The organism is Corynebacterium sp. KPL3927, from assembly GCF_040225835.1.
In the GTDB taxonomy this organism is placed as follows: domain Bacteria; phylum Actinomycetota; class Actinomycetes; order Mycobacteriales; family Mycobacteriaceae; genus Corynebacterium.
On sequence record NZ_JBEHGD010000002.1, the window covers coordinates 1 to 26893 of the forward strand.

A 26893-nucleotide genomic window follows, 5' to 3' on the forward strand; every position below is an offset into this window, starting at 1 on the left:
ACCACCAGCAGAAAAGAAATCGCTGCCTAACCACTAGGTAGCTCCACTACGTGTCCACGATTTGCGGGCAACCCCAGTGGGGTTAGGTTTATAGGTATTTGTCGAAGCTGTCGGGGTAGGCCACGGCCATTTGGGTGATGGTTTGTTTCCAGCCGGAAACTCGGGCTCCTTCCATGAGTCTGCCGGCTGTCGCTGAGACTCGTTTGGACTGCTCTTTGCCGTCTGGGCTATGCCACCGCGATTCTGGAGGGCACAGAGTGGGTGGACTCCGAAGAGGACGTGGATGAACTCACCGGGTATCACTCGGTGCGCCAGGGCCCTGCGCCCATAGTGGTGCAGTCCTCCCCTAAGGCGGAGGAGGCCGCGGTGCTTGCCGCCCACATTAAGGAATGGACGCAGGGGGAGGAGGACGTCTCCATCGGCGTGCTCACCCGCACCAACCAGCGCGGGGAAGAGATTGCCCGACAGTTGGGCGAGCACGACGTTGCCGTTAGCGCCGGCCGCCGTACCTCGCAGGAGCGCCCAGTCGCCGTTATGACGATGCACAACGCGAAGGGGCTGGAATTTACCCACGTCATCCTGCTTGACGTCAACGCCGAGGCCCTCCCGCAGCGCTACCTGTTTAAAGGCCTGGCACCCGCCGAGGCCGACGAAGCGTTACAGCGCGAGCGCGCACTGCTCTACGTTGCGGCGTCGCGTGCCCGCGACATGCTCCTAGTCAGCGTGGTCGGGGAGGCCTCGGAGCTCTTGCCTGCGTAGAGGCGTTTCGGCCGCCAGGAGTATTGCAATGGCCTGGACTTAGAGCAGGCTTTCGCCGCCGAGTTCGTGCGCCAAGGCTGCGTCGATGGTGGGGTAGCGGAAGGTATGGCCTAAATCCTCCAGCACCTGTGGCTTCACACGCTGGTCGGCCAAGGCGAGTTCTTGCGCGCCTTGCTTGCCCAGGAGCAGGGCGGGGCCGAATTGGGGAATCGGCAGTATGGTGGGCCGGTGCAATTCGGCGCCTAAGGCGGAAACGAATTCCTTGTTGAGCACCGGGCTTGGCGATGCCCCATTGACCGGCCCCGCAAGCTTCTCATCCACGATGGCGCGGATATAGGCATCGGTGAGATCGTCTAGTGCCACCCAGCTGTACCAAAAGTTGCCGTCACCAAAGGCGCCGCCAAGCCCTGTGGAAAACAGCGCGCGCAACAGCGGTAGTAGGCCGGAATTGCCGGACATCACGATGCCGGTGCGGATATTGACCACGCGCTTTCCGGCCTCGCGGGCGGGGTCGCAGGCTTGTTCCCAGCTCGCTGCGACATCGGCAAGAAAGCCCTCGCCGCGCTCGGCGTCCTCGGAAAGCAGCTCATCGCCTCGTTCGGAACCGTAAAAACCAATGGCAGAGGCGCATACCATGGCCTGTACAGAATCGGTGGTGGCCACCAGGCGGGCGAGGTTTTCGGTGGGGCCCACGCGGGAGTCGCGGATATCGGCTTTGTGGTTGTCATTAAAGCGCCCAAAGATGGGTTCGCCGGCCAGGTGCACTAGCACGTCGACGCCCTCGAGGAGATCGGGCCGCGGGTGGTGCGGGCGCCACTCGCGCTGGCCTGCCTCCGCCGTGCCGCGCACCAGCGGGATCACCGTGTGGCCCAGGGTCTGTAGCTGTGCGGTCAGCGCGCTGCCCACGCTGCCGCGTGAGCCGGTGATGGCGATGGTCAACGGCTTTTGGCCGAGCTGACCCTCGTGCAGGCGGTTTTCAAAGGCAATATCCTGGGTGAGTTGGTGCTGGCGGTAGGCGAATATCGAGTTGAGGGCCGCAGCGGGAATACGGGTATCGACCTCGTCAGTAATCAGCGTGCCGCCTGGGTGATCGGCAAACCGGTGCGTATGGCGCCACTTGGCAAATTTGCGGATGGGTGCGTTGATGCAGACATCGCTGAAGCTATAGCCGGCCTGGTAGCGCGATAGATCGTGCTGGGCCGTCCACTGCAAGCCGCCGGGCAGGGACAGCAGGGAGGTGCCATCGCCCAGATCGGTGGCCTGTTGCACGGGCTTCATGAAGGCGAAAGGTGGGTTCAGGCGCGCCAAGGCCCCTGGCCGGGTATGCCACTGCCAGACGTGTTCGCGGGAGGCTGGGACAACGTGCTGCGCGGAGAAACTCACTGCGTGATGCACCTCTTTCGGCTAAGCCTCACCCACGGGTGGGTAAGGTGCTAGAGTAATACGTGTCTATCAGCATAGACGTCTACAAGTTCATTGACAGGCATCCTTTAATGACCGCACCGTGAGGCGGGGAAGGAGGTCACGATGAGTGGAACTGACGTGAACGCGAACCAGTTGGAGCTTCTAAGCTCCGATGATGTCTCGCGTACCGTTGCACGCATCGCGCACCAGATTATCGAAAAGACGGCGCTCGATTCCGCGGAAGCCCCGCGGGTCATTTTGCTGGGCATCCCCTCAGGCGGTGTGCCCCTAGCGGAGCGCCTCGCGCAGAAAATACACGAGTTTTCCGGGGTTCCCGTTCCATGGGGCTCGCTCGACATCACGTTGTACAGGGACGATTTGCGCAATTTCCCGCACCGCGCCCTGCAACCGACCTCGATCCCAGACGGCGGCATCGATAATGCCACGGTCATCTTGGTCGATGATGTTCTCTATTCCGGCCGCACCATCCGCGCCGCCCTCGATGCATTGGGCGATGTCGGCCGACCTTCGATTATCCAGTTGGCCGTATTGGTTGACCGCGGGCACCGCGAAGTCCCCATCCGTGCCGATTATGTGGGCAAGAACTTGCCCACGGCGCGGGAAGAGGATGTCTCCGTATATATCCAAGACATTGATGGCCGCGATGCCGTTGTTCTTACCCGCTCTACGCCCGCGGGCGATGCCGCGCAGATTAGGGGAACGCACTCATGAAACACCTCATTGATAGCGCGGAACTATCCCGTGCAGAGATCATCGGCCTGCTGGATGAGGCCGATCGCTTCCGCGAGGCGCTCGATGGCCGCGAGGTCAAAAAACTGCCGACGCTGCGCGGGCGCACGATTTATACGCTCTTTTACGAAAACTCCACGCGCACGCGCTCGTCCTTTGAAACGGCCGGCAAGTGGATGTCCGCTGATGTTATCAACCTCTCGGCGTCGACCTCCTCTGTGAAAAAGGGCGAGTCCCTCAAAGATACGGGCCTGACGCTGGCGGCCATCGGCGCCGATGCCATCATCATGCGCCACCCATCCTCCGGTGCGCCGCAACAGCTGGCCCAGTGGGTGGACCCGGATGGGCATGGCCCCGCCGTCATCAATGCCGGTGACGGTGCGCATCAGCACCCGACGCAGGCGCTGCTTGATGCCGTTACGATGCGCCAGCGCCTAGGCCTGCGCGGCGATCATGGCTTCGAGGGCCTGAAGGTAAAAATTGTGGGAGATTGCCTGCACTCGCGCGTGGTGCGCTCCAACGTGGATCTCCTGCACACCTTGGGCGCGGAGGTCACCCTCGTGGGGCCTGCGACCTTGATGCCGTGGGGCGTGGACAAGTGGCCGGTGCGCGTGTCCTATGACTTTGATGCAGAGCTTGCAGATGCCGATGTCGTGATGATGCTGCGCGTGCAGCAAGAGCGCATGGATGGCGGCTTCTTCCCGTCCCACCGCGAGTACGCGCAGCTTTTTGGGCTATCGCAGCAGCGCGCCGCGGCGCTGCACAAGGACGCCATCGTCATGCACCCAGGTCCCATGCTGCGAGGCATGGAGATTAACTACGCCGTGGCCGATATGGATAAAACCACGGTATTGCAGCAGGTCAATAACGGTGTTCACATGCGCATGGCAGTGCTTTTTACGCTGCTGACCAATGGGGATAACGCCGGGATTTAATTCGGGCAGAGCATAAGCCACGTAAAAGGGAGAGAAAATGACTACGTACCCAGCTACCGGCCGGCTGTCCGCCCCGGCCGAGAACCCACTACTGATTAAAAATATTCGCCTGTACGGGGAAGGCGAGCCCACCAACGTCCTCATCTGCGGTGGCGTTATTGACGCCATCGGCCCCGAGGTGCAGGCAGACGGTGCCGAGACCATTGACGGCGGCGGCAAGGTGCTGCTGCCTGGCCTGGTTGACATGCACGTGCACCTGCGCGAGCCAGGCCGCGAGGATACCGAGACCATTGAGTCCGGTTCCAAGGCCGCGGCCAAGGGCGGGTTTACCGCGGTCTTTACCATGGCCAATACCACGCCTGTGACGGATCAGCCCATCATCGCCGAATCCGTGTGGGCAAAGTCCCAGGCGCTGGGGCTTTGCGATGTCCACCCGGTCGGCTCCATCACCAAGGGCCTGGAAGGCAAGTCCTTAACGGAGTTCGGCATGATGGCGCGCAGCGATGCCAAGGTGCGCATGTTCTCTGATGACGGTAAGTGCGTGCAAAACCCACAGCTGATGCGCCGCGCGTTGGAATACGCCAAGGGCATGGACGTGCTGCTGGCCCAGCACGCCGAGGATGACCGCATGACCGGTGGATCGTCTGCCCACGAGGGCGAAAACGCCGCACGGTTGGGCCTGCGCGGCTGGCCGCGCGTGGCAGAAGAATCCATCGTTGCCCGCGACGCCCTGCTCGCCCGCGATTACGGTAACCGCGTGCACATCTGCCACGCCTCCACGCAGGGCACGGTGGAGCTCCTGCAGTGGGCGAAAGAGCACGATATTCCGCTGACCGCAGAGGTCACCCCGCACCACCTGCTGATGACCGATGACAAGCTGCGCACCTATGACGGCCTTTTCCGCGTGAACCCGCCGCTGCGCGAACAGCGCGATACGCAGGCGCTGCGCCAGGCGCTTCTTGATGGCACCATTGACTGCGTCGCCACCGACCACGCGCCGCACGGCTCCGAAGACAAGTGCGTGGAATTCGAAAATGCGCGCCCCGGTATGCTGGGGTTGGAGTCCTCGCTCGCGGTCATCGCCAAGCTCTTTGTGGAAACTCGCCTGGCGGACTGGCGCTTTATCGCCCGCGTCATGTCCGAGCGCCCCGCTGAGATCACGCGCCTGCCAGGCCACGGTCGCCCCTTGGAAGTGGGGGAGCCAGCCAACCTGACCATCGTTGACCCACAACACCACTGGGTATCCGATTCCGCGCAGCTTGCATCCAAGTCCCAGAACAACCCCTATGCGGGCGAGGAATTCGGCGCGCGGGTTACTCACACCATCTTGCGCGGCTCGGTAACGTTCGATCTGAACGCCGCTACTCAGGACTAACCTTGCACACAACACCCAATCAAGGCACAGAAAGGCCACGACGTGACTGATAAAACCCCAGCAATCCTCGTCCTTGCAGATGGGCGTACCTTCCGTGGCTACGGCTTCGGCGCTACCGGCACCACCCTCGGCGAGGCCGTATTTACCACCGCGATGACCGGCTACCAAGAAACGATGACGGACCCGTCCTACCACCGCCAGATCGTCGTCTCCGCCGCCCCGCACATTGGCAATACCGGCTGGAACGATGAGGACAACGAGTCCCACGGCAATAATATCTGGGTCGCAGGCCTGGTTATCCGCGATCTGTCCCGCCGCGTATCCAGCTGGCGCGCAGAGCGCAGCTTGAGCGAGGAAATGCAGGCGCAAGGCGTCATCGGCATCCGCGGCATCGATACCCGCACCCTGGTGCGCCACCTGCGCAACTACGGTTCCATCTCCGCAGGCCTGTTCTCCGGCGAGGCTGCCACCCGGCCCGTAGAGGAACTCCTCGAGGAGGTACAGAGCCAGTCCTCCATGGAGGGCGCGGACCTTGCCGCCGAGGTATCTACCGATAAGCCCTACATTGTTGAGGCCAAGGGAGAGAAGAAATACACCATCGTCGCCTTTGACATGGGCGTGAAATCCGCAACGCCGCGCTACCTGTCCCAGCGCGGCATTGAGACCATCGTGGTGCCGTCTACCACCACCTTTGCAGAAGTCCAGTCCTATAACCCGGATGGCGTCTTCGTCTCCAACGGCCCGGGTGACCCGGCCACCGCCGACGACACTGTTGCCACCATTAAGAAGGTGCTCGAGGCGAAAATCCCGTTCTTCGGCATCTGCTTTGGCAACCAGCTGCTCGGGCGCGCGCTTGGCCTATCCACCTACAAGATGAAGTTCGGTCACCGCGGCATCAACGTCCCGGTACGCAACATGCTCACCGGCAAGATCGATATCACCTCCCAAAACCACGGCTTCGCGCTGCAAGCGCCAGATAACTACGACCTGGCCGATGAAGATGCTGAATTCGCCTCGGACTTCGGCCCAGCCCACATCACGCACATCTGCCTAAACGATGACACGGTCGAGGGCGTCGCCCTGCGCAATGGCATGGCCTTCTCGGTGCAGTACCACCCAGAATCAGCCGCCGGCCCGCATGATGCCAACCCGCTCTTTGATCAATTCTTAGAGCTCATGGCCAACCACACCCCGAATAAGTAGTCACCCAGGAAAAGGAAGAAATATTATGCCAAAGCGCACTGACATTAATCACGTCCTGGTCATCGGCTCCGGGCCCATCGTCATCGGCCAGGCCTGCGAGTTCGACTACTCCGGCACCCAGGCCTGCCGCGTCCTCAAGGACGAGGGCCTGCGCGTGACCCTGGTGAACTCGAACCCGGCCACCATCATGACGGATCCGGAATTCGCCGACCACACCTACGTCGAGCCCATCGAGCCGGAGTACATCGAAAAGATCCTGGTGAAGGAGGCAGAGGAAGGCCACCCCATCGACGCCGTCCTGGCCACCTTGGGCGGGCAAACCGCGCTCAACGCCGCGGTGCAGCTAGACCGCCAGGGAATTTTGGATAAGTACGATATCGAGCTCATCGGCGCCGATATCGATGCCATCGAGCGCGGCGAGGACCGCCAAAAGTTTAAGGACATCGTGGCCTCTGTAGGCGGAGAATCCGCTCGCTCGGCGGTGTGCCACAACATGGACGAGGTCCACGAGACCGTCGACAAGCTCGGCCTGCCCGTCGTGGTGCGCCCGTCGTTTACCATGGGTGGACTGGGCTCCGGCCTAGCCTTCAATAACGAAGATCTTGAGCGCATCGCCGGCGGCGGGCTTGCGGCCTCGCCTGAGGCTAACGTGCTCATCGAGGAATCCATCCTCGGCTGGAAAGAATACGAGCTCGAGCTCATGCGCGATGGCGACGACAACGTGGTCGTCGTGGCCTCTATTGAGAACGTCGATGCCTTGGGCGTGCACACCGGTGACTCCGTTACCGTGGCTCCGGCGCTGACGCTGACGGACCGCGAGTTCCAGAAGATGCGCGATTTGGGCATCGACATCATCCGCGAGGTGGGCGTCGATACCGGCGGCTGCAATATCCAGTTCGCCTTGAACCCCGATGATGGCCGCATCATCGTCATCGAGATGAACCCGCGCGTATCTCGCTCTTCGGCGCTGGCATCCAAGGCCACGGGTTTCCCCATTGCCAAGCTGGCCGCGAAGTTGGCCATCGGCTACACCTTGGACGAGGTACAAAATGACATCACCGGCGAAACCCAAGCGGCCTTCGAACCGACCTTGGACTATGTCATCGTCAAGGCGCCCCGCTTTGCCTTTGAGAAGTTCCCCGGCTCCGATGACACCTTGACCACCACGATGAAATCAGTGGGCGAGGCCATGGGCATTGGCCGTAACTACATCTCCGGCCTGAATAAGGTCATGCGTTCGCTGGAAAACAAGCCCAACGGTTTCTGGACCAGGCCAGATGAGTATTTCGCGGGCGAGCGCGCCACCGACGTGCAGGCGGTGCTCAAGGACCTCGAGCGCCCCACCGAGGGCCGCATGTACGATATCGAGCTGGCTCTGCGCCTCGGCGCCTCGGTGGATGAAGTCCACGAGGCCTCCGGCGTGGATCCATGGTTCATCGCGGAGCTCGAGGGTCTGGTGGAATTCCGCCAGGAGCTTGTCGATGCCCCCGTGCTCACCGAGCAACTCCTGCGCGAGGCTAAGGTCTTTGGGCTTTCCGATGCCCAAATTGCCGCCCTGCGCCCCGAGTTCAACGGCGAGGATGGCGTGCGCAGCCTGCGCTGGCGCATGGGTATTCGCCCCGTCTTTAAAACCGTCGATACGTGTGCCGGCGAGTTCGAGGCGCAAACGCCGTATCACTACAGCTCCTATGAGCTAGACCCCGACGCCGAAACCGAGGTGCACCCAGCGCCGGAAGGGTCGAAGGGCAAGGTCATCATCTTGGGCTCTGGCCCGAACCGCATTGGCCAGGGCATCGAATTCGACTACTCCTGCGTGCACGCCGCCCTTGAGCTTTCCCGCAAGGGCTACGAGACCGTGATGGTTAACTGCAACCCGGAGACGGTATCGACGGATTATGACACCGCCGACCGCCTGTACTTCGAGCCGCTGACCTTCGAAGATGTCATGGAGGTCTACCACGCAGAGGCAGCCTCCGGCGAGGTCGCCGGCGTGCTGGTGCAGCTGGGCGGCCAGACCCCGTTGGGCTTGGCAGAGCGCCTCGATGCCGCCGGCGTGCCGGTGGTGGGCACCAGCCCCGCCGCTATTGACTCCGCCGAGGACCGCGGCGAATTCGGCAAGGTGCTGGAAGCCGGTGGGCTTGCCGCACCGCAATTCGGCACCGCCACCTCCTTCGAGGAGGCCCGGAAGGTAGCAGCGTCCATCGGTTACCCAGTTCTGGTTCGTCCTTCCTACGTGTTGGGCGGCAGCGGCATGGAAATTGTTTACGATGAGCAGTCGCTGGAGAACTATATCGAGCGCGCCACCGAGCTTTCCCCAGACCACCCGGTCCTGGTGGACCGCTTCTTGGACTCGGCCATCGAGATCGACGTCGATGCCCTGTGCGACGGCAACGAGGTCTACCTCGGCGGTGTGATGGAGCACATCGAGGAGGCCGGCGTTCACTCCGGTGACTCCTCCTGCGCCCTGCCGCCGATGACGCTGGGCCCAGAGGACATCGAGAATGTGCGCGAGTCCACGCGCCGTTTGGCCGAGGGCATCGGCGTCAAGGGCCTGATGAACGTCCAGTTCGCCTTGAAGGACGACATCCTTTATGTCATCGAGGCTAACCCGCGCGCTTCGCGTACCGTTCCGTTCGTCTCTAAGGCGACCGGCGTGCCGCTAGCCAAGGCCGCCGCTCGCATCATGATGGGATCCACCATCGCGGAACTGCGAGAAGAAGGACTTATTCCATCCTCCTACGATGGCGGTTCCTTGCCGCTTGATCACCCGATTGCGGTCAAGGAAGCGGTCTTGCCCTTTAACCGTTTCCGCCGCCCAGATGGCAGCCTGCTCGATTCCTTGCTATCGCCCGAGATGAAGTCCACCGGTGAGGTCATGGGCTTGGCCACCAACTTCGGTGCGGCCTTTGCCAAGGCGGAGATCTCCGCGTTTGCTCGTCCGCCGATTGAAGGCACGGTCTTCGTCTCCGTAGCCAACCGGGATAAGCGAACGCTGATTTTCCCCATCCAGCGCTTGGCCACGATGGGCTACAACATCATCGCTACTGCGGGTACCGCGCAGATGCTGCGCCGCAACGGCATCGAGTGTGAGGTCGCCGTCAAGGTCTCTGAAGCCAAGGATGGCGAAGAGTCCATCGTGGACAAGATCCTTAACGGCGAGGTGGATTGGATCCTCAATACGCCAGCAGGTTCCGCCGGTTCCCGCCACGACGGCTACGATATCCGCGCTGCAGCGGTGCACATGGGACTGCCGCTGGTCACGGTGGTTCAAGGCGTGACGGCGGCGGTGCAGGGCATCGAGGCGCTGCGCCAGGGTGATTTGCAGGTCCGCGCACTTCAGGAGCTTGAGCATGGACCACGCAACTAAAACCTTTGGCCAGCGCCTAGAGGACGCCGGCCGCGAACGAGGTCGCCTGTGTGTAGGCATCGATCCGCACCCGTACCTCTTAGAGCAATGGGGGCTGGATAATTCACCAGAAGGCCTGCGCACCTTCAGCATGCGTTGCGTCGAGGCCTTCGCGGATTCCGCAGCCTTGGTAAAACCGCAAGTGGCCTTCTTTGAGCGCTTCGGTGCCGCAGGCTTTGCGGTCTTGGAAGAAACGCTGGCCGGTTTGCGCGAGGCAGGATGCCTGACGGTGGCGGATGCCAAGCGTGGCGATATCGGCTCCACCATGGAAGGCTATGGCGATGCCTGGCTAGGGGAGACCTCGCCCCTGCGCGCTGACTCGGTGACACTTTCGCCGTACCTCGGTGTTGGGGCATTGGGCGTGGCCATTGCCACGGCGCAAGAAAACAACCGCGGTGTATTCGTCCTCGCGGCTACCTCTAATCCGGAGGCACGCGCCATTCAGGCAGTGCCTGCGGGCACTGCGGACTCGATTGCCCAGGCGGTCGTGGACGAGTGCGCCGCCTTCAATGCCTCGGCGAAAGAGGCCGGTGTTGCTGGAAGCGTCGGCGTTGTGGTGGGCGCGACCGTGGATAATCCGCCCGGATTGGACTCGCTTAATGGCCCGGTGCTGCTTCCCGGCGTCGGTGCCCAGGGGGCGGGCCCCGAGCAGGTGCACGCCATTGTGTCTGAGTGCCCGCAGCTGGGCTTTGCGAATGTCTCGCGCGCCGTCCTGCAGCGCGGTCCTCAGGTCGATGACCTGCGTAAAGCGGTGATCGATACCGCAGACCAATTCCGGGATTAGAACACGCGGCGGGGTCGATTAACGGCCGCGCCGTTTACCTGGTATTTTGGTCTAAGCATGTGCGTTGACGTGCTAAAACGAGTGGCCCATTTGGGCTGTTGATCGTCATCGTGTCACTAGCGGTGCTAGGATAATCAGAAGTCGGTGTGCTCGAAGGTTCAGGGTAACTTTCCGCGGTATTTACATCGCGTTTGGCAACCGGAGTCTGGTACCCAGTGCCAGAAGTAATAGAACCAATCTAATGAATCGGAGGAAACTCGTGGCCCTTCCAAAGTTGACTGATGAGCAGCGTAAGGAAGCTCTCGCAAAGGCCGCTGAGGCCCGCAAGGCTCGCGCTGAGCTCAAGGCTGCGCTTAAGCGCGGCGAGACCGACCTAAAGGACGTGCTGGAAAAGGCTGAGACCGATGAGATCATCGGCAAGACCAAGGTTTCTGCACTCCTCGAGGCTCTGCCTAAGGTTGGCAAGGTCAAGGCCAAGGAAATCATGGAAGATCTGGAGATTGCACAGACCCGCCGCCTGCGCGGTCTGGGTGAGCGCCAGCGTCGTGCTCTTCTTGAGCGCTTCGGTTACGACGACGAATAATCACGTCCATGGCTGACGCAACTGCTCGCGGTCGCCTCGTCGTGTTGGCGGGTCCCTCCGCAGTGGGTAAATCCACCGTAGTGTCGCGTCTACGACATGACGTCGAGGGGCTGTATTTCAGCGTGTCTATGACTACGCGCCAGCCCCGCCCCGGGGAAAAAGACGGCGTGGATTATTTCTTCGTCACCCCTGAGGCTTTTCAAGAACGCATTGATGCCGGTGAGATGCTCGAATGGGCAGATATTCACGGCGGATTGCAGCGTTCTGGAACACCTGCCCGTCCCGTAGAAGAGGCTTTGGCAGCAGGGCGCCCGGTTCTCGTCGAGGTTGACCTGGCCGGTGCGCGTAGCGTCCGGAAGGCCCTTCCGGAAGCGGACTTGGTCTTCCTGGCCCCTCCTTCCTGGGAGGTGTTGGTAGAGCGCCTGACCGGTCGCGGTACCGAACCACAAGACGTCATCGATCGTAGGTTGCACACTGCGTATGAGGAACTAGCTGCACAGGATGAGTTTGATCACGTTGTGGTCAATGAAAACCTAGATGAGGCAGTGGCCGCCATTAGTGATATCCTGCGAGGATAGATTCTTCTTTTGACCATCTTCAACCAATGTAAAGGTGCATGTGACTAACGTGACCACCCCTTCTAACACTGAATCCGCAAAGTCGGAACCGGTATTTGATGATCCGATTGGTATTACTGACCCGCCAATCGATGAGCTGTTGGACAAGGTTTCTTCCAAGTACGCCTTGGTAATTTTCGCTGCCAAGCGTGCGCGCCAGATCAATAGCTACTACCAAGAGCAAGATGAAGGCGTCTTTGAGTTCGTGGGCCCGCTGGTTAACCCAGAACCCGGCGAGAAGCCACTGTCCATCGCGCTGCGCGAAATCGACGCAGGCCTGTTGGACCACGAGGAAGGCAAGTAAGTAGCGCGCGCTTTCGCGTGCGCACCTTGGGCCTCATTTCAGCCCCGTCCGGCTAATCCCCAATGGTTTCACTTTTGTGGAACTAAGGTGGTGGCCGGGCGGGGCTCTTGTCATGCCTGCACGGTACGATTGTGCGATGTGACTGTTTCAAATTCTCCTCGCAATATCGTGCTGGGCGTTGCCGGTGGCATCGCCGCGTATAAAGCCTGCCACCTAGTGCGCAATTTTAAAGAACACGGCGATAACGTCCGCGTCGTTCCTACAGAAAGCGCCTTGAATTTCGTCGGCGCCGCAACATTTGAGGCATTATCCGGAAACCCCGTCTCAACCAGTGTTTTCGAGGCCGTAGAGGACGTTCAACACGTAGCTGTGGGGCAGGAGGCCGATGCCGTGGTCATCGCCCCTGCCACGGCTGACCTCATTGCGCGTTTGGCTGCGGGACGCGCCGATGATCTCTTGACCGCGACAGTGCTGGTGGCAACGTGTCCCATCATTGTGGCGCCTGCCATGCACACCGAGATGTGGAATAACCCAGCGACACAATACAACGTAAAGACCCTGCGTCGGCGCGGAATTACCGTCATGGAGCCGGCACACGGGCGTCTTACCGGAAAGGATACGGGCGCAGGAAGGCTGCCAGACCCAGAACAGATTGCAGCCATCGTACGCACCGAACTCGCTGGCTTTCATATCGACCACAGCTGGTCGGGGCTAAAGGTTGTTATCTCCGCCGGTGGCACGCAAGAGGAATTGGATCCGGTTCGCTATATAGGAAACCGTTCCTCCGGGCGGCAGGGGTTTGCGCTGGCAGAGGTGGCCGCGCACAAGGGTGCGGATGTCACGATTGTGGCCGGCAATACGGCGGAGTTGCCGGTACCGAGCGGCGCTACAATCCGGGACATCGTGTCCGCGCAAGACTTGGAGGCCGCGATGAGCGAGGAATCCCGCGATGCAGACATCGTCATCATGGCCGCGGCGGTCGCGGACTACCGGCCCGCGAACGTGGCGGAGTCCAAGATGAAAAAGGGCAAAGCGGATGATGCGCTTGCCACGCTGGAGATGGTGGAAAACCCAGATATTTTGAAGTCTCTCGTAGCAGCGCGCGAGGAGGGTGAGGTGCCGCAGAAGTGCGTCATCGTTGGTTTCGCGGCCGAGACGGGAGATGCTGATTCCTCGGCACTAGAGTATGCCCAAGAAAAGTTTGCGCGCAAGGGGTGCGATGTACTGATGGCCAATGAGGTTGGCCGCGGTGTGACCTTTGGTCAGGAAAGTAGCGAAGGTTGGATCCTGCGGCGAGATGAAGAACCGCAGCGCGTAGAGCATGGATCTAAGCAGGTCGTCGCGGCGCAGATTCTGGATGCCGTGAATGAAATGATTGAACCGGGAAATTAAATATTGCGTTTATAGACCGCTTGGTCTAGGGTTGCCTTGTAATGGGTTGGGGCAGAATGCCTCGGTATCGAATACGTAAATAGTCTAAGGAAGTTTTTGTGACTGATAACGCTGCAGTGGAAGCTCGTCTTTTTACAAGCGAGTCCGTTACTGAGGGGCACCCGGATAAAATCTGTGACGCCATCTCGGATGCCATCTTGGATGCACTTTTAGAAAAGGATCCGGAGTCCCGCGTCGCCGTGGAAACGCTGGTTACCACCGGCCAGGTACACGTCGTGGGCGAGGTTCGCACCAACGCTTACGTGGAAATTCCGGCACTTGTGCGCGAGGCCCTAAAGTCCATCGGTTTTACCTCTTCCGATGTGGGCTTCGATGGCAATACCTGTGGCGTCAATATCGCCATCGGCGAGCAGTCGCAGGAAATCGGTGCCGGCGTGGATACCTCCACCGAGGCGCGTGACCAGGGCGCGGATTATGACGAGGAAAATGACACCGCCGGCGCCGGCGACCAGGGCTTGATGTTTGGTTACGCGTCGAATGAAACCGCGGAGTACATGCCGTTGCCCATCGCTTTGGCGCACCGCCTGTCCCGCCGCCTGACCCAGGTGCGCAAAGAGGGCATCGTGGATCACCTGCGCCCGGATGGTAAGACCCAGGTGACCTTCGCATATAACGACAATAATGAGCCGTCTCACCTGGATACGGTCGTTATTTCTACCCAGCACGATCCAGAGGTTGATAGCCAGTGGCTAGAAACCCACCTGCGCAGCGAGGTGCTGGACTGGGTCATTAAGGATTCCGGGCTCGATAAGTACTACACCGATGAGACCAACCTCTTGGTCAATCCTTCCGGCTCCTTCATCTTGGGCGGTCCCATGGGCGACGCGGGCCTTACCGGGCGCAAGATCATCGTGGATACCTACGGTGGCATGGCCCGCCACGGCGGCGGTGCCTTCTCCGGCAAGGACCCCAGCAAGGTGGACCGCTCTGCGGCCTACGCCATGCGCTGGGTGGCCAAGAATATCGTCGCTGCGGGCCTGGCAGATCGCGCAGAGGTCCAGGTGGCCTACGCCATCGGTCGCGCCAAGCCGGTTGGCCTCTACGTCGAGACCTTCGGCACCGCGAAGCAGAACTTGACCGATGAGCAGATCCAGGCCGCCGTCAATAAGGTCTTTGACCTTCGCCCAGCCGCCATCATCCGCGAATTGGATTTGCTGCGTCCTATTTACGGCCAGACCGCCGCCTACGGTCACTTCGGTCGTACCGACGTTGACCTGCCGTGGGAGCAGTTGGACCGAGTGGAGGAATTGCGCGCTGCCGCTGGTCTGTAGAATGTGGGCTTATGCCTAAGAAAACACCCGCCGCCCGGAAACCGGTCGCGCGGGTGTTGCCTCTTTTGGGGGTTGCCCACCTCGATCGGGGCTTTGATTACCTGGTAGATGAGGCCGAATCTGATAACGCCCAAGCCGGGGTGAAGGTGCGCATTCGGTTTAATGGGCGCTTGGTGGATGCGATCATCGTCGAGCGCAAGCATGAGTCCGACTTCGGCGGGCAGCTGCGCTTTATCGAGCGGGTCATTTCTCCATTCCAGGTCTATCCACCGCAGCTGTCCCGTCTGGTGGAAGCCCTTGCGGATCGCTATGGCGGAATCTGCTCCGATATCATTCGCTCTGCCATTCCGCCGCGCCATGCAAAGGCGGAAGAAGCGGATTTGGATACGCCGTGGGAAGAACTCGGCGCCGCCAGCGAGCCCGATTTATCCGGGTGGTCTGCCTATCAACATGGGGAAACCTTTGTTGATTCCATCTTGGGCGGGAAATTAGCACGTGCCGCGTGGCAAATCGCTCCCGGCGATGAATGGGAAGATGCGCTCGCGGCCTTGGCGGCCAAGGCTGCCCTAGGTGGGGGAGGCGTCCTTATCGTGGTCCCAGACCAAAAGGTGGTGGACGCGCTTGAAAACGCCCTGCGCAGCGTTGTGGGGCCGAAACAGATCACGGTGCTGACCAATAGCATGGGCCCGCAGGCGCGCTATCGCCGTTATCTTTCGGCCTTGGTGGGGCAGGCGCGAATCGTCATTGGTACGCGCTCGGCGGCTTTTACTCCCGTGGACAACCTGCAGCTGGCCGTTATTTTTGACGACGGTAACGATAACTTGGTGGACAACATCAAGCCCTACGTCCACGCCCGGGAGGTGCTTACCACCCGGTCTTCCTTTGAAAATTGCAGCTTCATTGCGGCGAACCACTCGCGCACGGCGGAAACCCAGTTATTGGTGGATTCTGGTTGGGCACACGACCTCATACCGAGCGCCTCAACCATCGAGGCCCGCCGGCCGGATATTTTGGCCATTGGTGCCTACGGGCTATCCATTTCCAGGGACTTGGAGGGCGGTACGACCTCTGTGCAAGCCCCAGCCTTTCAGGCGGCGCAGCAAGCCCTTGACCGCGGTGAACCGGTGCTTGTGCAGGTCCCGCGCAAGGGGTATGCGCCTATTTTGGCGTGCGGAAAGTGCCATTCTCCCGCGCGGTGCCGTCACTGCAACGGGCCATTGGGCTTGCCCCCGAGCTCGGAGCGCTCAAGCGAGGAAGCCGTCATGCCTACCTGCCGCTGGTGCGGGCGCATTGCCACCAATCACCGCTGTACCGAGTGCGGTTCACCGCGCTTGCGCGCCATCGTTTTAGGCTCTGAACGCACCGCGGAGGAATTGGGGCGCGCCTTTCCCAATACATCCGTTGTGGTCTCCGGCGGAAATAAGGTTGTGGGCTCAATTGAAAATGCCCCGGCATTAGTGATTGCCACCCCGGGCGCTGAGCCGCGGGTGAAAGACGGCGCCTATGGTGCGGCACTGCTATTGGACGCGGGCACCTTATTAAACCGGCAAGACTTGCGCGCCACCGAGGACTGCCTGGCCAAATGGGCGCAGGCGGCCACCATGGTCAGGCCGCATTTTAAAGGCGGGCGCGTCATCATCGCCGCGGATCCGGAACTTCCCGTCGTGCGCCACTTCATAAGTTGGGACATGGTCGCGGCCGCGGCAGAAGAATTGCGTGCCCGGCGCGAGGTGCGCTTTCCGCCGGCCGTGCACTTCGCCGCCATTGACGGGGCGGACGCCGCTTTGGATTCCTTCGAGCAGTTGGTGGATCTGCCAGAGCACGCCGAGGTTCTAGGCCCGGTTCCGCTCCCGCCAGGGGACAGCCTCCCCGGGGAATACGATGCGGACCGCTTTGGCCCACCGCAACGTCTAGTGGTGCGAGCCCCGCTGGGGCCGCGGTCGCAGCTTGGGCGCGCATTGCGCAAGGCTAATGCGGCGCGCAGCGCCCGGAAGGATGAATTGCCACTACGCATCATGGTCGATCCCATTCACGTGGGTTAGAAGTGCGCATAAACTTAGGCGAATAGGCAGTACATGAGGAAGGGAAGAAGCAGTGGCAGAATTAGACATCAGGCTCTACGGGGATCCCGTACTGAGTACGCGGGCAGAAGAGGTTACTACCTTTGACTCTGGTCTTCGCACTTTGGCACAAAACATGCTGGAGACCATGGATGCCGCTGGTGGGGTAGGGCTGGCGGCGAATCAAGTGGGCATACTCAAGCGCTTCTTTGTCTATGACTGTTCGCATACTCAGACCGGGTTGCGCGGGGCTCTGATTAACCCTGTGTGGACGCCTTTGGGAGAGGACATGCAGACTGGCCCGGAAGGCTGCCTATCCATTCCTGGGATTCGCGCCGATACGCCGCGGCACAATCGGGTATTTGTCTCTGGGCGCGATGTAGAAGGCCGGCCGGTGGGAATGGTGGCCTCCAGCCTTTTGGCGCGGTGCATTCAGCATGAAACCGATCACCTTGATGGGGTGTTATTCCTGCGCCGGCTTGGTGACGACGACCGCAAGGCCGCCATGCGCACCATCCGCGAAGCCGAGTGGTTTAATACCGCGGGCTAGGCGAGCTTCGGCAACGCAGGCGGGGTCGTTGTACCCTAGAATTTTCACCCGAGACCTCGAGGAGACTCATCCAGTATGCGGATTATTTTTGCTGGCACCCCAGAGCCGGCGGTGGTGGCATTGGAGAAATTGCTTGCCTCCAGCCACGAAGTGGTAGCGGTCATTACCCGGCCCGATGCAAAGAAGGGCAGGGGCCGCAGCCTTCACCCGAGCCCGGTGAAGGCGCTGGCGCAAGAACACGGCATCGAGGTGCTAACCCCGGCCACGCTGCGGCCTGGTACGGAAGATGGCGATAACCTGCGCCAGCGCTTGGCCGAGCTGCAGCCAGAGGCCATCCCGGTGGTGGCCTATGGCAATCTCATTAGCAAGGATCTCTTGGATGTCGCGCGCCATGGCTGGGTCAACCTGCACTTTTCCCTTCTTCCCGCCTGGCGGGGTGCGGCACCGGTGCAAGCGGCTATCGCGGCGGGCGATGATATTACCGGCGCGTCCACCTTCCGGATCGAAGAAGGCCTGGATACGGGCCCGGTCTTCGGCACGGTCACAGAAACCATAACCGGGACAGATACTGCGGACGACCTGCTCACGCGCCTGGCGTATTCCGGCGCGGATCTCCTGGTAGCCACCATGGATGGGCTCGAGGCCGGCACGCTGGAGCCGCAGGCCCAAAATGGGGAGGCCACCTATGCGCCGAAAATCTCTACTGCCGCAGCCCGCATCGACTGGACGCAGCCAGCGTTTGCCATTGACCGGCATATCCGCGCCCACACCCCGGGCCCGGGCGCGTGGACGCTGCTTGACGATGCCCGCCTCAAGGTAGGCCCGGTCCGCCTCACCGAGGGCATCGACAAGCACCTAGCGCCTGGCGAGGCGCTGATTAGCAAGGACGCGGTGTATATCGGGACCGCGACGCAGCCGGTGCAGCTGGATAGGATTCAGCCACCGGGCAAAAAGATGATGAATGCGGCCGATTGGGCGCGTGGATTAGGAAAGAACGCAGAGGTGAGGTTCCAGTGACTGGTGGATTCCGCTCCCGCAGTAAGTCTGGCGACAAGGCGCCGGAGTCTAAACAGCACGGCAAGAACGGCGCGCCCCAACGCGGCGGTGGGCAGCGAGGCAAGGCTCAGCGCGGCCAAGGTCAGCGTAGTTCTGCCCAGCGCGGACGCGGCACACAAGGCCAACGCAACCGCGACTACCGGGATAACCGAGGTAATCGAGGTACTCGGGATGCGGGCGCAAAGAACAAAGGCGCGGGGAAGTCACTTGTGCAGGCCGCCATCGACCAGGGCGTGGATCCGGCCCGCGCCGTCGCCTTCGATGTGGTGCGCCGGGTAAGCGAAGAGGATGCGTTTGCCAACCTTGTCCTGCCAAAGGCGCTGCGCAAGCAGAAACTCTCTGGCCGCGATGCCGCGTTTGCCACGGAGATTACCTATGGCACCCTGCGCACCTTGGGCGTGCTCGATGCGGTGATCGCGCAGTGTTCCTCGCGCGAGTTGGAGGCAATCTCGCCGGTGGCCATCGATGCCCTTCGCCTGGGCACTTACCAGATTCTCTATACGCGCGTGGAACCCCACGCGGCGGTAGATACCTCTGTCCGGCTCGTCGTGGCGGGCGGGGAAGAAAAAGCCAAAGGATTTGCCAATGGCATCTTGCGCACCATTACCCGCACGCCGCCGAATGAGTGGCTCAAGCGCCTTGCCCCAGAAGGCGAAATCGCAGGCCTGGCCTTTAGGCATGCGCACCCAACATGGATCGCGGAGTCCTTTGCCCGCGTTGTGGACCCCGAGGAATTGCCCGCTGCCTTAGAAGCGGATTCCGAGCGCCCGAGCGTGCACCTGGTGGCACGGCCGGGCGAAATTTCCGCCGAGGAATTGGCGCTGATTACCGGAAACGAAGAAGGTACCTATTCGCCCTACGCGGTGTATATGGACTCCGGGGACCCAGGCCAATTGGAACCGGTCCAACAGGGCATGGCCGCGGTTCAGGATGAAGGCTCGCAGCTTATCGCTCGCGCCGTCTGCGAGGTGCCCGTCAGCGGTACTGACCAGGGCCGCTGGCTCGACCTGTGCGCGGGCCCGGGTGGCAAGGCGGCCCTGATGGGGGCCTTGGCGCGCATCGAGTCCGCGCACGTTGATGCGGTGGAGGTATCACCGCACCGCGCGAAACTGATTGAAAAGACCGTGCAGGGGTTGCCGGTGACCGTCCATGTGGCCGATGGCCGCGACCCGCAGGTGGGCTCGGGCTTCGATCGCATCTTAGTGGACGCGCCGTGTTCGGGGCTGGGCGCTTTGCGGCGCCGTCCAGAGGCACGCTGGCGGAAATCTGAAGCCGATATTGCCGAGCTTTCGACATTGCAATTCGAGCTATTGTCCTCTGCTCTCAAGCTCGTGCGGCCGGGCGGGGTCGTGGTGTATTCCACGTGTTCGCCGGATCTGCGCGAAACCCGCGCCATCGTGGACCAGGCGGTAGAAAAGCTGGGCGCCCAGGAGCTGGATGCGCGGGAATTTATCCCTGATATGGGCAATGTGGGCAAAGAAAAATCCGTCCAAATGTGGCCGCACCGCCACGGCACCGATGCCATGTTCATGGCGGTATTGCGGCGCGGCGATGAGGAAGGGCGCTAGGATTAACGGTATGCCTGCACCACTTATTTCTCCGTCAATTTTGGCTGCTGACTTCGCGCGGTTGGGTGAACAACTAGAGGCCATTTCCAACGCTGATTGGATCCATGTAGACATCATGGACGGGCACTTTGTCCCCAACCTTTCCTTTGGCCCGGATATTACGGCGACAGTGAGAAGGTCCACGGATAAGCCGCTTGACGTGCACCTGATGATTGAGGAGCCGGCGAAATGGGTGGAGACCTATATTAAGGCCGGTGCCACCACCGTCATTTTCCACGTGGAGGCGGTAGAGGATGAAGTAGCCGCGGTGGACTTGGCACACAAGATCCGGGACATGGGTGCGCGTGCGGCCTTTTCCATCAAACCGGATACGCCCATTGAGCCGTGGCTAGACAAGCTACATCACTTCGATGAGGTGCTGGTCATGTCCGTAGAACCAGGTTTTGGCGGCCAGAAGTTTATGCCCGATATGTTGGATAAGGTCCGCGCCCTGCGCGAAAGCATTGATCAGCAGGGCCTGGATACCATCATTGAAATCGATGGCGGCATCGATCCGGATACTATTGCCTTGGCAGCGGAGGCCGGATGCGATTCCTTCGTGGCGGGATCGGCCGTATTCAAAAGCGATGATCCAGCGCAGGCGGTGGAAGAACTGCGCGCGCTTGCGGCGCGTTCATAATGGCCGGCGCGATGGATGAAACCAACGTTTCCGGAGCTTTGGTTCAGGCCATGCGGGCCGGTGCGGTGGTGCGCGGTACCACGAGCCCCAATCCACCGGTAGGTGCGGTGATTTTATCCGCAACCGGCGCCGTTGTGGGCATTGGTGCGACCCAGCCGGTGGGCGGTGCCCACGCGGAAGTCATGGCGCTGCGCGCGGCCGGCGAGAAGGCGCGCGGCGGTACGGCCGTGGTTACCCTGGAGCCGTGCGCACATACGGGCAGGACGGGTCCCTGCGCCACTGCACTTATCGATGCCGGAATTGCCCGCGTGTACTACCTGCATGCCGACCCCACACCACAAGCAGGCGGGGGAGCGCAGGCCTTAGCCGCAGCCGGGGTTGAGGTGGGCCAGCTCACCGCACCAGATGGCGTCGAAGACGCGGTGCTTGCATGGTTGCGCGCTGTGAAGCTACAACGCCCGCATGTCACCCTGAAATTTGCGCAGACCCTAGATGGATTTACCGCTGCCGCCGATGGCACGAGCCAGTGGATCACCGGGCCTAAGGCCCGCGAGTGGGTCCACGCCGATAGGGCGCGGCGCGACGCCATCATCATCGGCACCGGCACCGCGCTTGCCGATAACCCCTCGCTTACCGCACGTAATGGCGATGGGAGCCTGCGGGAGCACCAGCCGCGCCGGGTGGTCATCGGCAAGCGCGAGCTCCAAGCCGCCGGTGAGAAGGCCTCTCACCTGCAGCAACTGGGATTCGAACAATATGACACCATCGAGGGCGCGTTGAAGGAGCTGTATGCCAGCGGCGCGCGGAACGTCTTGGTTGAAGGTGGGGCGGGCCTAGCCCAGAGCTTCATCGAGGCCGGTGTTGTGGACGCGCTTGCTGCGTATATTGCCCCTATTTTGCTAGGCCAGGGGCGCGGGGTTCTGGCGAATGCGGTGGCGCACACGCTTGCCGATGCCCCACGTTTTACCACCGTGCGCACCACCAACCTCGGGCCCGATGTCCTCATCGAATACGAGGCGCGGAACGAGCGTTAAAAGATTAGATACTTTAGAGATAAATACAAGGGGAATCATTGTTTACAGGGCTAGTACAAGAGCTAGGCACGGTGGCCGCACTTGAGCCACAGGCGGATGCGCTGCGGTTGAGCATCCGCGCGCCGCAGACGGTGGGTGACGCGCGCTTAGGGGATTCCATTGCCATCAATGGCGTGTGCCTTACCATCGCGGAATTGGATGGGGATATTTTCTGCGCCGATGTGATGCGAGAATCTTTGGACCGGACGGGACTCGGTCAGCTGGAAGAAGGCGCGCGGGTGAATGTCGAGGCGGCATTACTGCCCACCACGCGGCTGGGTGGACATATTATGCAGGGCCATGTCGATGGCACAGCACGGTTGGTCTCGCGCGAGCATTCGGAGAATTGGGACGTGCTGCGTTTTAGCTTGCCCCGCGAGCTTGCCCAGTACGTCGTGGAAAAGGGCTCTATTGCGGTCAATGGCACGTCTTTGACGGTCAGCGCCGTAGGTGACGACTGGTTTGAGGTCTCCCTTATTCCCACCACCTTGCGGGAGACGACGCACGGCGAATCTCAGCCCGGCGATATCGTAAACCTCGAGGTGGATGTGCTGGCGAAGTATGTAGAAAAGATGCTTCACCCCGAATCCGGAATTGCTCAAGCAAAGGACTAGACTGCTAGGTTATGTTCGCGACTGAAGAGAGCATCCATTTTGATGCCATCGATCACGCCATTGCGGAGATTGCCGCCGGCAAGCCGGTCATCGTCATGGATGATGAAGGACGGGAAAACGAAGGGGATCTGATCTTTGCCGCGGAGCTGGCAACCCCGGAACTGGTCGCGTTTATGGTGCGGTATTCCTCCGGATATGTCTGTGCCTCATTATTGCCGGAAGATTGCCAGCGGCTCGATTTGCCGCCGATGATGGCGCAGAATCAGGACGTGCGCCAGACCGCGTATACGGTCACCGTGGATGCTGCGACGGGTTCTACCGGAATTTCTGCGGCCTCCCGCGCGGAAACCATCCGCCGCTTGGCTGATTCTTCGACTCGCTCCAGTGACTTCACCCGGCCCGGCCACGTGGTCCCCCTGCGCGCGCGACCCGGCGGAGTATTAGAGCGCGATGGGCACACGGAAGCCGCCGTCGATTTGGCGCGCCTTGCAGGCCTTCGTCCCGCCGGCGTGCTGTGTGAAGTCGTATCAGAAGAAGACCCGACGGATATGGCCCGCGGGCCGGAACTGCGCCGCTTTGCCGATAAGCATGGCCTTGCGCTGATCTCTATCGCGCAGCTTATTGAGTGGCGCCGCCACCATGAGGTGCAAACCCAGCGCGCGGTGGAAACCCGCCTGCCCACGGAGTATGGCGAATTCACCGCGATTGGTTACCGCCATGACCTTGACGGCCAAGAACATATTGCCCTAATCGCCGGGGATCCCGCGCAGCTTCGTGGAGCCCGCGATGTCGTGGTGCGCGTGCATTCCGAGTGCCTTACCGGTGACGTCTTTGGCTCGCGCCGGTGCGACTGCGGCCCCCAATTGCAGGAATCCCTGCGCAAGGTGCAAGAAGTCGGCAGCGGGGTAGTCATTTACCTGCGCGGCCACGAAGGCCGCGGAATCGGATTGGTGCACAAGCTCCAGGCGTACCGCCTCCAGGACGAGGGCTGGGATACAGTCGATGCCAACTTGGAACAAGGACTGCCAGAAGATGCCCGGGAGTATTCCGTGGCGGGCCAGATCCTGAAGGACCTTGGGGTGGAATCGGCACAACTGTTGACCAATAACCCGCACAAGGGGGAAGGGCTCGCCGGATTCGGCATCGAAGTCAGCCAACATACCCCACTTACCATCGCCGCCAACGCCGATAATATTCGTTATCTGCGGACCAAACGCGACCGCATGGGCCACGATCTTCCGCAGGTGGCACAGTGGGACGCGCAGCACGAAGGAGAATTAGGCAAATGAGTAAAGAAGGATTACCCGCTATCGCGCAGGTAGATGCGCGCGGCCTCCGCGTCGCGGTCGTGACCGCGACTTGGAACGAAGAGGTCTGCGATCAGTTACACCAGCAGGCGGTGGAGACGGGCCGTGCTAAAGGGGCAGAGGTCGCAGAATTCCGCGTCGTTGGCTCCCTGGAATTGGGCGTGGTTGTTCAGGCGGCCGCGCGGAAATTCGACGCCGTCGTTGCCTTGGGTTGCGTCATCCGCGGCGGCACTCCGCACTTCGATTATGTCTGCGATTCCGTCACCCAAGCCCTAACGCGCATCTCCTTGGATGAATCGACGCCGGTTGGCAATGGGGTCTTGACGGTCAATGATCAGCAGCAGGCCATCGACCGCGCAGGATTCCCTGACTCGGCGGAAAATAAGGGCGCAGAATCCATGATTGCGGCTTTAGACACCGCGTTGCAATTGCGTAGACTAAACACAGAATATTAATAAAAGGCCAATCGAAATCCTGACCACTTACAGGCAGGCAGGACTTCCAGAGGAGTAAAGCACATGAATGAGGCCGCAGCCTCGAATGAACCCCAACCGCGCCGCACCCTTAGCGATGCGGAGGTATTGGCCTATACCAGCGCGGATCCCTTCGCACGGACCACGTCGAAGCCGTGGGAATACACCGCCAAGTCCCCGTTCTTGCGAAAGATTGCCATCGGTTGGGTCATTCTTGTCATGGCCATCCATATCTTTATGGGTGTCACGCTCGATATTTCCTTTACCGGTGCGCACGTGACCACCATCGATAAATTCGCCTTTCCTGGTGTCGGCGTAGTCATTTCCATCTTGTCGTGGATTGCGCTCAACCGGCCGCGACTGCGAGCCAATGAAGATGGGGTAGAGGTCCGCAATATCATCGGCACGCGCTTTTACCCGTGGCAGGTGATATATGGGCTGTCTTTCCCTGTCGGCCAGCGCATGGCCCGCCTTGAGCTGCCCGAATTTGAGGCCGTCCCCGTGTGGGCATTACAGTCCGGCGATAAAGACACCGTGATCACAAAAGTCCGTGACTTCCGCGATCTGGAAGCCAAATACATGCCGCAGGATTAAGCATTGGCAGATCCAACGACCTATCGCCCCGCCCCGGGAACCATTCCGACGGAGCCGGGCGTATATAAGTTCCGCGATGAGAACCGGCGCGTCATTTACGTAGGCAAGGCCAAAAACCTGCGGGCGCGCCTGTCTAATTATTTCCAAGACATCACGCAACTGCACCCGCGCACGCGGCAAATGGTGTTGACCGCGAGCTCTGTGGAGTGGACGGTGGTTGCCAGCGAAGTTGAAGCGCTGCAGCTGGAATATACCTGGATCAAGCGGTTCGATCCGCACTTTAACGTCATGTACCGCGACGACAAGACGTATCCCATGCTTGCCGTCTCGGTGGGAGAGGTCGTCCCGCGCGCCTTTTTCTACCGCGGTCCTCGGCGCAAGGGAGTGCGGTACTTTGGCCCCTATTCTCATGCTTGGGCAGTGCGGGAAAGCCTCGACCTGCTCACCCGCGTTTTCCCCATGCGCACCTGTTCTAAAGGCGTATATAACCGGCATGAACGGCTGGGACGGCCGTGCCTTTTGGGGTACATCGGCAAGTGCGATGCGCCCTGTATCGGGCGGGTGAGCAAAGAAGAACATCGCGAAACCGTCAATGAGCTGGTCTCATTCATGAATGGCAATACGGCTGGTGTTAGGCGCAAGCTGGTTAAAGACATGGAGGCTGCCGCCGAAAACCTGGAATTTGAGCGTGCGGCGCGGTTGCGCGATGATCTTGGGGCCATCGACAAGATCATGGAGCAGCAAGCAGTTGTCTTTGCTGATGGCACCGATGCCGATCTGATTGCGTTTAATTCCGATGAATTGGAAGCCGCGGTCCAAATTTTTCACGTGCGCGGCGGCAGGATCCGGGGCCAGCGCGGCTGGGTTGTTGAACGCGCCGGCGACCAGGCAACCTCTGAACCCATCGAGGAGGGCCAACCCGATCCGGCCTTGCCCGCCTTGGTGCAAAACTTCCTCATCCAGTTTTACTCCGATGCCGTGGAGCGCGAAGAACAAGAAGCTCGTGAAGATGCGGCTTTAGCTGCGGATGTGCCACGACGCGGCGTGGACCAGGAATCGCACATGGAACAGCGCCATGTCCACGTCATACCGCGTGAGATTTTGGTCCAAGCCATGCCGGAAGAATCCGAACAAGTAGTAGCCCTCTTGGAAGAGCTGCGTGGCGCGCGCGTTGCTCTGCGCGTACCCCAACGGGGCGATAAACGCTCCCTGATGGATACCGTGGAAAAGAATGCGAAGGAGCAGCTGCGCCAGCATAAGCTCAAACGCGTCGGTGACCTTACCGCGCGGTCCGCGGCGCTGCAGGATATCCAGGATGCCTTGGGAATGGACCAAGCACCGTTGCGCATCGAGTGCACCGATATTTCGCATATCCAGGGCACCGATGTCGTCGCCTCCCTGGTGGTTTTTGAAGACGGTATCCCGAAGAAGTCCGATTACCGGCGCTACCGCATCAAGGAGGCAGCCGGCGATGGGCATTCCAATGACGTCGGCTCCATTGCGGAGATCACGCGGCGCCGGTTTAAGCGCCACAACCAAGATAAATTGGCGAACCCGGATGAGGAAAAGGAAGAATCCTCCTTTGCGGAAGAAAAGGTGGCAGAGGAATCTGCCGAGGCGGGACGCCGCTTTGCCTATCCTCCTCAGCTCTTCATCGTGGACGGCGGCGCGCCCCAGGTGGCTGCGGCGCAAGAGGTATTTGATGAGCTGGGCATCGTCGATGTCACCCTCGTGGGACTGGCCAAGCGCTTAGAGGAAATTTGGGTGCCGGGTGATGATGAGCCGGTGATTCTACCGCGCAATTCCCAGGCCCTGTTCTTGCTCCAGCAAATTCGCGATGAGGCACACCGCTTTGCCATTACCTATCACCGCCAACAACGCTCTAAGCGCATGCGATCCTCGGCGCTCGATGCAATTCCGGGGCTTGGCCCGCAACGCCGGACGGATTTGGTCAAGCATTTCGGTTCCGTCAAAAAGCTCAAGGCGGCCACGGTGGATGAGATTTGCGAGGTCAACGGCTTTGGGCCGAAACTGGCGCAGACCGTCTACGATAAGTTGCACGACGCACAGTAAATA

24 protein-coding genes are annotated in these 26893 nt (G+C 60.9%); 23 read left to right on the top strand and 1 reads right to left on the bottom strand.

Going from position 1 to position 26893, the window contains the following annotated elements:
- Nucleotides 1-261: 261 nt before the first annotated feature.
- Nucleotides 262-759, top strand: coding sequence for a 3'-5' exonuclease (locus ABRP86_RS01585; RefSeq protein WP_023022500.1), 498 nt, complete (start codon nucleotides 262-264; stop codon nucleotides 757-759).
- Nucleotides 760-798: 39 nt separating this feature from the next.
- Here the strand turns inward: ABRP86_RS01585 and ABRP86_RS01590 are convergent, their stop codons facing one another.
- A complete protein-coding gene (locus ABRP86_RS01590) occupies nucleotides 799-2142 on the bottom strand; it encodes a TIGR01777 family oxidoreductase (RefSeq protein WP_349862186.1) in 1344 nt (447 codons plus the stop codon).
- 144 nt (nucleotides 2143-2286) lie between these two features.
- Between ABRP86_RS01590 and pyrR the strand changes: the two genes are divergently transcribed.
- The 22 genes from pyrR to uvrC all read left to right on the top strand — a co-directional run bounded on the left by pyrR (nucleotide 2287) and on the right by uvrC (nucleotide 26890).
- Entirely contained in the window at nucleotides 2287-2895 is a 609-nt protein-coding gene (gene pyrR / locus ABRP86_RS01595; protein WP_349862187.1) for a bifunctional pyr operon transcriptional regulator/uracil phosphoribosyltransferase PyrR, read from the top strand.
- Complete coding sequence (locus ABRP86_RS01600; protein WP_284851666.1) at nucleotides 2892-3848, top strand: aspartate carbamoyltransferase catalytic subunit; 957 nt, start codon at nucleotides 2892-2894, stop codon at nucleotides 3846-3848. Before pyrR ends, ABRP86_RS01600 begins: the two co-directional genes overlap by 4 nt.
- Nucleotides 3849-3885: 37 nt before the next feature.
- Nucleotides 3886-5223 (top strand): dihydroorotase, encoded by a 1338-nt coding sequence (locus ABRP86_RS01605; protein ID WP_349862188.1) that lies wholly within the window; start codon nucleotides 3886-3888, stop codon nucleotides 5221-5223.
- A 42-nt stretch (nucleotides 5224-5265) separates the two neighbouring features.
- Complete coding sequence (gene carA, locus ABRP86_RS01610) at nucleotides 5266-6426, top strand: glutamine-hydrolyzing carbamoyl-phosphate synthase small subunit (protein ID WP_349862189.1); 1161 nt, start codon at nucleotides 5266-5268, stop codon at nucleotides 6424-6426.
- A gap of 25 nt (nucleotides 6427-6451) precedes the next feature.
- On the top strand, nucleotides 6452-9793 hold the full coding sequence (gene carB / locus ABRP86_RS01615; protein WP_349862190.1) for a carbamoyl-phosphate synthase large subunit: 3342 nt from the start codon (nucleotides 6452-6454) through the stop codon (nucleotides 9791-9793).
- Complete coding sequence (gene pyrF / locus ABRP86_RS01620) at nucleotides 9777-10616, top strand: orotidine-5'-phosphate decarboxylase (protein WP_349862191.1); 840 nt, start codon at nucleotides 9777-9779, stop codon at nucleotides 10614-10616. Before carB ends, pyrF begins: the two co-directional genes overlap by 17 nt.
- A gap of 259 nt (nucleotides 10617-10875) precedes the next feature.
- Nucleotides 10876-11199, top strand: a complete 324-nt coding sequence (mihF, locus tag ABRP86_RS01625; protein WP_023017443.1) for an integration host factor, actinobacterial type — start codon at nucleotides 10876-10878, stop codon at nucleotides 11197-11199.
- An 8-nt stretch (nucleotides 11200-11207) separates the two neighbouring features.
- The gene (gene gmk, locus ABRP86_RS01630; RefSeq protein ID WP_349862192.1) at nucleotides 11208-11777 is read left to right on the top strand and encodes a guanylate kinase; all 570 of its coding nucleotides are present in this window, start codon (nucleotides 11208-11210) and stop codon (nucleotides 11775-11777) included.
- A gap of 40 nt (nucleotides 11778-11817) precedes the next feature.
- On the top strand, nucleotides 11818-12120 hold the full coding sequence (gene rpoZ, locus ABRP86_RS01635) for a DNA-directed RNA polymerase subunit omega (RefSeq protein WP_005279075.1): 303 nt from the start codon (nucleotides 11818-11820) through the stop codon (nucleotides 12118-12120).
- A 138-nt stretch (nucleotides 12121-12258) separates the two neighbouring features.
- Entirely contained in the window at nucleotides 12259-13512 is a 1254-nt protein-coding gene (gene coaBC, locus ABRP86_RS01640) for a bifunctional phosphopantothenoylcysteine decarboxylase/phosphopantothenate--cysteine ligase CoaBC (protein WP_349862193.1), read from the top strand.
- Between the two features lie 98 nt (nucleotides 13513-13610).
- The gene (metK, locus tag ABRP86_RS01645; RefSeq protein ID WP_349862194.1) at nucleotides 13611-14843 is read left to right on the top strand and encodes a methionine adenosyltransferase; all 1233 of its coding nucleotides are present in this window, start codon (nucleotides 13611-13613) and stop codon (nucleotides 14841-14843) included.
- 11 nt (nucleotides 14844-14854) lie between these two features.
- Nucleotides 14855-16885, top strand: a complete 2031-nt coding sequence (locus ABRP86_RS01650; protein ID WP_349862195.1) for a primosomal protein N' — start codon at nucleotides 14855-14857, stop codon at nucleotides 16883-16885.
- A 52-nt stretch (nucleotides 16886-16937) separates the two neighbouring features.
- Entirely contained in the window at nucleotides 16938-17453 is a 516-nt protein-coding gene (gene def / locus ABRP86_RS01655) for a peptide deformylase (protein ID WP_349853090.1), read from the top strand.
- 75 nt (nucleotides 17454-17528) lie between these two features.
- Nucleotides 17529-18470, top strand: coding sequence for a methionyl-tRNA formyltransferase (gene fmt, locus ABRP86_RS01660; protein ID WP_349862196.1), 942 nt, complete (start codon nucleotides 17529-17531; stop codon nucleotides 18468-18470).
- Nucleotides 18467-20077: an RsmB/NOP family class I SAM-dependent RNA methyltransferase gene (locus ABRP86_RS01665; RefSeq protein ID WP_502880295.1), complete on the top strand. Its 1611-nt coding sequence runs from the start codon at nucleotides 18467-18469 to the stop codon at nucleotides 20075-20077. The genes fmt and ABRP86_RS01665 overlap by 4 nt, the downstream gene beginning before the upstream one ends.
- Before the next feature lie 10 nt (nucleotides 20078-20087).
- A complete protein-coding gene (gene rpe, locus ABRP86_RS01670) occupies nucleotides 20088-20756 on the top strand; it encodes a ribulose-phosphate 3-epimerase (RefSeq protein ID WP_349862197.1) in 669 nt (222 codons plus the stop codon).
- Nucleotides 20757-20767: 11 nt separating this feature from the next.
- Nucleotides 20768-21790: a bifunctional diaminohydroxyphosphoribosylaminopyrimidine deaminase/5-amino-6-(5-phosphoribosylamino)uracil reductase RibD gene (gene ribD, locus ABRP86_RS01675; protein WP_411702209.1), complete on the top strand. Its 1023-nt coding sequence runs from the start codon at nucleotides 20768-20770 to the stop codon at nucleotides 21788-21790.
- Nucleotides 21791-21828: 38 nt separating this feature from the next.
- Complete coding sequence (locus tag ABRP86_RS01680) at nucleotides 21829-22443, top strand: riboflavin synthase (protein WP_023022467.1); 615 nt, start codon at nucleotides 21829-21831, stop codon at nucleotides 22441-22443.
- An 11-nt stretch (nucleotides 22444-22454) separates the two neighbouring features.
- Entirely contained in the window at nucleotides 22455-23732 is a 1278-nt protein-coding gene (locus ABRP86_RS01685) for a bifunctional 3,4-dihydroxy-2-butanone-4-phosphate synthase/GTP cyclohydrolase II (protein WP_349862198.1), read from the top strand.
- On the top strand, nucleotides 23729-24205 hold the full coding sequence (ribH, locus tag ABRP86_RS01690; RefSeq protein WP_349862199.1) for a 6,7-dimethyl-8-ribityllumazine synthase: 477 nt from the start codon (nucleotides 23729-23731) through the stop codon (nucleotides 24203-24205). The genes ABRP86_RS01685 and ribH overlap by 4 nt, the downstream gene beginning before the upstream one ends.
- Before the next feature lie 63 nt (nucleotides 24206-24268).
- Entirely contained in the window at nucleotides 24269-24817 is a 549-nt protein-coding gene (locus ABRP86_RS01695) for a PH domain-containing protein (protein WP_023022462.1), read from the top strand.
- A 3-nt stretch (nucleotides 24818-24820) separates the two neighbouring features.
- Entirely contained in the window at nucleotides 24821-26890 is a 2070-nt protein-coding gene (gene uvrC / locus ABRP86_RS01700) for an excinuclease ABC subunit UvrC (protein WP_349862200.1), read from the top strand.
- Nucleotides 26891-26893: the final 3 nt, after the last annotated feature.

Bases quoted from the DNA above. Each gene is read 5' to 3' on its own strand.
- ABRP86_RS01650 (WP_349862195.1), top strand. From the start codon at position 14,855: ATGCCTAAGAAAACACCCGCCGCCCGGAAACCGGTCGCGCGGGTGTTG.
- ABRP86_RS01685 (WP_349862198.1), top strand. From the start codon at position 22,455: ATGTTCGCGACTGAAGAGAGCATCCATTTTGATGCCATCGATCACGCC.
- ribH (WP_349862199.1), top strand. From the start codon at position 23,729: ATGAGTAAAGAAGGATTACCCGCTATCGCGCAGGTAGATGCGCGCGGC.
- ribD (WP_411702209.1), top strand. From the start codon at position 20,768: ATGGATGAAACCAACGTTTCCGGAGCTTTGGTTCAGGCCATGCGGGCC.
- carB (WP_349862190.1), top strand. From the start codon at position 6,452: ATGCCAAAGCGCACTGACATTAATCACGTCCTGGTCATCGGCTCCGGG.
- pyrR (WP_349862187.1), top strand. From the start codon at position 2,287: ATGAGTGGAACTGACGTGAACGCGAACCAGTTGGAGCTTCTAAGCTCC.
- gmk (WP_349862192.1), top strand. From the start codon at position 11,208: ATGGCTGACGCAACTGCTCGCGGTCGCCTCGTCGTGTTGGCGGGTCCC.
- ABRP86_RS01695 (WP_023022462.1), top strand. From the start codon at position 24,269: ATGAATGAGGCCGCAGCCTCGAATGAACCCCAACCGCGCCGCACCCTT.
- rpe (WP_349862197.1), top strand. From the start codon at position 20,088: ATGCCTGCACCACTTATTTCTCCGTCAATTTTGGCTGCTGACTTCGCG.
- ABRP86_RS01605 (WP_349862188.1), top strand. From the start codon at position 3,886: ATGACTACGTACCCAGCTACCGGCCGGCTGTCCGCCCCGGCCGAGAAC.
- fmt (WP_349862196.1), top strand. From the start codon at position 17,529: ATGCGGATTATTTTTGCTGGCACCCCAGAGCCGGCGGTGGTGGCATTG.
- ABRP86_RS01600 (WP_284851666.1), top strand. From the start codon at position 2,892: ATGAAACACCTCATTGATAGCGCGGAACTATCCCGTGCAGAGATCATC.
- pyrF (WP_349862191.1), top strand. From the start codon at position 9,777: ATGGACCACGCAACTAAAACCTTTGGCCAGCGCCTAGAGGACGCCGGC.